The following is a 5,293-nucleotide window of genomic DNA, read 5'->3' on the forward strand; positions in this document are numbered from 1 at the left end:
GGCCGATACCGAGTGCGCGTACGGCGACGACGGCGACGGTGAGGTCCATCACGGGGGGCCGCTCCCACGCCCGGATGATCAACCATGCGGAGATCGCGGCGAGCGCCCCCGCCGCGGCGAGGGTCAGAACGGCGATCAGCACAGCCCGCGCCACCCGGAGGCGGTCCAGTTCCAGCAGCGCGAGGACGTAGCGCAAGTCGGTCACCGGGCCACCTCCGGTCGCGCTGCGGGTGTGCCCGCGGCGGTGAGTGTCACCACGACGTCGGCGGAGTCGAGGACCTCTCGCGCATGCGAAACGACCAGGACGGTGCTGCCGGACCGCGCCCGGTCGCGGAGGGCGTCGGCGACCCGACCGGCCGTCTCCCCGTCCAGGTGCGCGGTGGGCTCGTCGGCGACGAGGACATCGGCGTCCGCGGCGAACAGCCTGGTGAGCGCGAGCCGATGCGCTTCCCCCGTCGACAGTCCACCGCCCCCGGGGCCCACAGGGCTATCCCATCCCTCCTCCCGTTCCGCGACCACGCGGTCGACACCCGCCAACCGGGCCGCTGCGTCGAGCCGAGCCGGGTCCACACCGAAGAGCTCGACGTTCTCGCGCAGGGTGCCGGACACGAGGGTCGGACTCTGGGGTTGCCACGCGACCCGCGACCACCACGTCTCGCGATCGAGGTCCTCGACGTCGATCCCCCCGATACGAATCCGGCCCCCCTCGACCCGCGACGTCGACAGCAGTGCCAACAACGCGAGGATGGCGGTGGACTTACCCGATCCGTTCGGTCCGGTGAGGACGGTCAGGTGGCCGGGCTCGGCGACCAGGTCGAGACCGGCCGGCCGCATCCCGTCGCGGCTGCGCACCTCGAGGCCCTCGATCTCGATCCGGGCGGGCCCCTCGGCGACGCGAACCGTGCCGCCTCCTCCCCTGCCGGACCGATCGTCGAGCCGCTCGCCCGCGCGACCGTCGAGCACCTCGAAGGCCCGGTCCGCAGCGAGGGCGCCGTCGGCGGACTCGTGAAACCTGGCACCGACCGCGCGGAGCGGTTGGTACACCTCGGGCGCCAGTATCAGTGCGGCGATCCCCGCGGCGAGATCCATGTCGCCCACGACGAGCCGCAGACCGATCCCTACCGCCACCAGCGCCACGCACAGCGTCGCGAGGAGCTCGAGGACCATCGAGGACAGGAACGCGATCCTCAGCGCGTCCATCGTGGCGCGACGGTGAGCCCGGGCGGCCGCGGCGACCTGAACCTCCGGCCCGCGTTCCCGTCCGAGCGCCACGAGTGTGGGCACTCCCGCGATGAGGTCGAGGACGCGGGCGGACAGTGTCGACATGGTCTGCAACTGCCGCTCGGTGCGTGACCTCGTGAGGGTGCCCACCAGGATCATGAAGACCGGGATCAGCGGGAGCGTCACCGCGATCACCACGGCGGAGAGCGGATCGACCAGTGCCACCACCACGACCAGCGCGGGGGTGACGACGACCGCGGTCGTCAGCGCCGGCACGTACCCGGCGAGATAGGGCACCAGGCCCCCGAGTCCGGTGGTGAGGATGGCGTCGAGTTCGGCCGATCGCCGTCGGCGTTCGATCGGATCCCATCCCGCCACGGCGCGTGCGACACGGGCACGGAGGTCGTCGACGACCTCTCCGGCGCCCGCGCGCGCCAGACGCTGTTGCGCCCATGTCGCGGTGACCCGCACGGCGGCCGCGACGGTCAGCCCGGTCAGCTCCTCTGTCCAGGCGTCGAGCGCACGCACCGAGGGATCGGTGATGACGCCCGCGAGCACCCGGGCGAGCAGGATCGCGAACGCGGCCGTCGCCGCGGCCGTGACCGCCGCGAGGGCCACCGAGATCGTGAGGTGACGGCGCACCGAACGCGACTCGTGGAGCAGCCGGGGATCGAGTGGGGCCGCCACCGGGGGTCAGCTCCTCCCGGACCGCGCGGGCCGGAGGCCGATCGACGGAGGGATCTGGTCCACCGAGATGCGCTTGCGGAACACCCAGTAGGTCCAGCCCTGGTAGACCAGGACCACCGGGGTGAGGGCCGCGGCGGCCCAGGTCATGACGACGAGGGTGTAGTGCGAACTCGAGGCGTTCTCGATGGTGAGACCGACCCCCTCCGCCAACGTGGTGGGCATGACGTCCGGGAAGAGCGAACCGAACAGGAGGACGACGACCGCCGAGATGGCCAGGGTGGTACCGGCGAAGGCCCGACCCTCCCTGTCCGCGTAGACCGCCGCGACCACACCGACGAGGGCGGCGGCGGCCACCGCGACGGCGCCCCAGGTCCACATGCGCCCGTGGGCCAGCTGTGTCCACAGTGTGAAGACCCCGCCCAGCGCCAACCCGGACGGTGCCAGGATCCGCGCGATCCTGACCGCCTCGGTCCGCAGCTCCCCGGAGGTCTTCAGCGCGATGAACACGGCCCCGTGGAGGGTGAACACGGTCAGGGTGAGGAGGCCACCGACCAGGGCATACGGGTTGAGCAGGTCGAAAAGAGTGCTGGTGACGTTCTTGTCGGAGTCGATGGCCAGCCCCCGGACGATGTTGGCGAACGCCACTCCCCAGAGGACCGCGGGCACCACGGAGCCGACGACGATCGCCAGATCCCATCTGCGCCGCCACGCGGCGGTGTCGATCTTGCCCCGGAACTCGATCGCGACGGCCCGGAGGATCAATGCGATCAGGATGAGGAACAGCGGGAGGTAGAAGCCGGAGAACAGGGTGGCGTACCACTCCGGGAACGCGGCGAACATCGCCCCACCCGCGACCAGCAGCCAGACCTCGTTACCGTCCCACACCGGGCCGATCGTGTTGAGCACGGCGCGACGACGGAGGTCTCGATCGGGGGTGTCGGGACCGCGCCCGAGGACCGGCATGAGGATCCCCACGCCGAAGTCGAACCCTTCGAGGACGAAGTATCCGAGAAACAACACGGCGATGAGGATGAACCAGAGTTCCTGGAGTCCCATGAGCTCTCTCCCTGTCAGTACGCGAAGGACAGCGGCCGTCCGGCGTCATCGCCGTCGGGTGGCCCGAGGTGAGGTTCCGCATCGTGCTCCAGCGGCCCCTCGATGGTGTAGCGGCGGATGAGCACGAACCACACGACGGCCAGGGCGCCGTAGACGATCGTGAACCCGGCCAGCGAACCCAGCACGAGCCACGGAGAGTGGTCGGACACCCCCTGGCCGACGAGAAGACTGATCATCGGATCGCCGACAGGGTTGGGGTGCACGACCCACGGTTGACGTCCCATCTCGGTGAACACCCAGCCCGCCGAGTTGGCGAGGAACGGGAACGGGATGGCCGCGATGCCGAGGGTCCCGAGCCAGCGCTGATCGGGGACGGGTGCCGAGGGCCGGGTGTACCACAGGCCGACGACCGCCAGGAGGGCGGAACCGACACCCAGTCCGATCATGGCCCGAAAACTCCAGTAGGTCACGAAGAGGTTGGGTGAGTAGTTGCCGGGCCCGAACTGCTCCTCGTAGTGCGCCTGGAGATCCTGGACTCCGCGCAGTTCGACGCCCGAGAGCCGCCCCTCCGCCAGGTACGGGAGAACGTACGGGACCTCGATGAGGTGGCTGACCGACTCACAGTTGTTGTGTGTCCCCACCGTCAGAACGGAGAACTTCGGGTCGGTCTCGGTGTGGCACAGGGATTCCGCGGCCGCCATCTTCATCGGCTGCTGGTCGAACATCAACTTGCCCTGGATGTCCCCGGTGGCGATGAGTGCTGCTCCGGACACGATCATCACCCACAGCGCGAGCCGGGTGACCGGCCGGAAGATCTCGCGTGCCTGGGTCTTCTTCTCCGCCCCGGCGTCCACGTCGCCGGCGGCGACGAGCTCGACCTGCTGGCGCGAGGCGCGGACCATCCACCACATCCCGATGCCGGCGACGAAGGTCCCGGCGGTGAGGAAGGCGCCCGCGATGGTGTGTGGCACCGCGGCGAGCGCCGTCGGGTTGGTCAGGAGCGCCCAGATGCTGGTGAGTTCCGCCCGCCCTGTCTCGGGGTTGTAGACCGCGCCGACGGGGTGCTGCATGAAGGAATTGGCGGCGATGATGAAGTACGCGGACAGATTCACCCCTATCGCCGCCATCCAGATGGACGCGAGGTGGACCGCCTTGGGCAGACGTCCCCAGCCGAAGATCCACAGCCCGAGGAAGGTCGATTCGAGGAAGAACGCAGCGAGGCCCTCGAGAGCGAGGGGCGCACCGAAGACGTCGCCGACGAACCGGGAGTACTCGGACCAGTTCATCCCGAACTGGAATTCCTGCACGATTCCGGTGACGATGCCGAGCGCGAAGTTGATGAGGAAGAGCTTTCCGAAGAACTTCGTGGCGCGATACCACCCGGGTTTCCCGGTGGCCGCCCACACGGTCTGCATGACCGCCACCAAGGGGGCCAGACCGATCGTCAACGGGACGAAGACGAAGTGATAGACGGTGGTGATCCCGAACTGCCACCGCGAGATGTCGAGTACGTCCATGAGCCCGAGCTCCTGTTACGAATACCGCCACGACCTGATCGGGCGGCCCTATGCAGGACGGTACGCCTAGGGGTATCGGTACTCAATACGGCACTGTGTGGTCTTGGACACCCCTAGCAGGGAGGATGAAGGGAATTTATCCAGAATCGGAGCCCTGGGCCCGCCCGACGGCGCGGTCGACCATCCCGGCCACGTCGATCCCGGGCTCGGGCCCGTCCAGTGTGACGTCGTCGATGCGGCGGACACGTGCGGCGAGGGTGACCGAGGAGAGCAACCACACGGCATCGGCGGTGAGCAGATCTGACAGCAGGAGCCTCTCGCGGTGAACCGGGACCCCGTCGCGCTTCGCCACCTCCGCGAGCGCCCCGAGTGTGGTGCCCTCGAGGATCCCCACCTCGGCCGGCGGGCTGACGAGTTCGCCCGATCGGGCGATGACGACCGTAGACCGGGGGCCCTCGAGGACCTCCGCCTCGGAGGACAGGTACACGACGTCGTCGAACCCGTTCGCGGCCGCGTGGCGCAGTGCCGCCATGTTGGCCGCGTAGGACAGGGTCTTGGCACCGAGCAGCATCCAGGGCGCCGACGCGGCGAAGTCCGCCGGGAATCCCCTCCCCAGCACGGTCACCGCGATGCCCTGCGCCCGCGCCCGCACGGCGTGCGGGCCGACGGGTGCGACGGTGATGTACGCCGTCTCCGGGCCCCCTCGTTCCGGGCCGCGGGACAGCACCAGTCGCAGCATCCCCTCGGAGTCCGGGCCCCATTCGCGGGCGGCCAGGGCCACCCCCACCTCCCACTGATCGGCTGTGGGCCCG

At 69.6% G+C, this 5,293-nt stretch carries 4 protein-coding genes and 1 pseudogene; all 5 read right to left on the reverse strand.

Annotation, left to right across the window (positions count from 1 at the left end):
* A pseudogene (locus tag G6026_RS15440) lies at nucleotides 1-205 on the reverse strand (ABC transporter ATP-binding protein); the annotation flags it as partial.
* Nucleotides 202-1,908, reverse strand: coding sequence for a thiol reductant ABC exporter subunit CydD (gene cydD, locus G6026_RS15445; RefSeq protein WP_182613691.1), 1,707 nt, complete (start codon nucleotides 1,906-1,908; stop codon nucleotides 202-204). The pseudogene G6026_RS15440 and the gene cydD, both read right to left, overlap by 4 nt.
* A gap of 6 nt (nucleotides 1,909-1,914) precedes the next feature.
* Nucleotides 1,915-2,964 carry a cytochrome d ubiquinol oxidase subunit II gene (cydB, locus tag G6026_RS15450; RefSeq protein ID WP_182613692.1) on the reverse strand — a complete coding sequence of 350 codons (1,050 nt, stop codon included), beginning with the start codon at nucleotides 2,962-2,964 and terminating at the stop codon, nucleotides 1,915-1,917.
* A gap of 14 nt (nucleotides 2,965-2,978) precedes the next feature.
* Nucleotides 2,979-4,481 (reverse strand): cytochrome ubiquinol oxidase subunit I, encoded by a 1,503-nt coding sequence (locus tag G6026_RS15455; RefSeq protein WP_107755799.1) that lies wholly within the window; start codon nucleotides 4,479-4,481, stop codon nucleotides 2,979-2,981.
* Between the two features lie 136 nt (nucleotides 4,482-4,617).
* Nucleotides 4,618-5,293: aminotransferase class IV (locus G6026_RS15460; protein WP_182613693.1), on the reverse strand; the 676-nt coding region annotated here is incomplete at its 5' end.

Source organism: Dietzia sp. DQ11-38-2 (assembly GCF_014145055.1).
Classification (GTDB): Bacteria; Actinomycetota; Actinomycetes; order Mycobacteriales; family Mycobacteriaceae; genus Dietzia.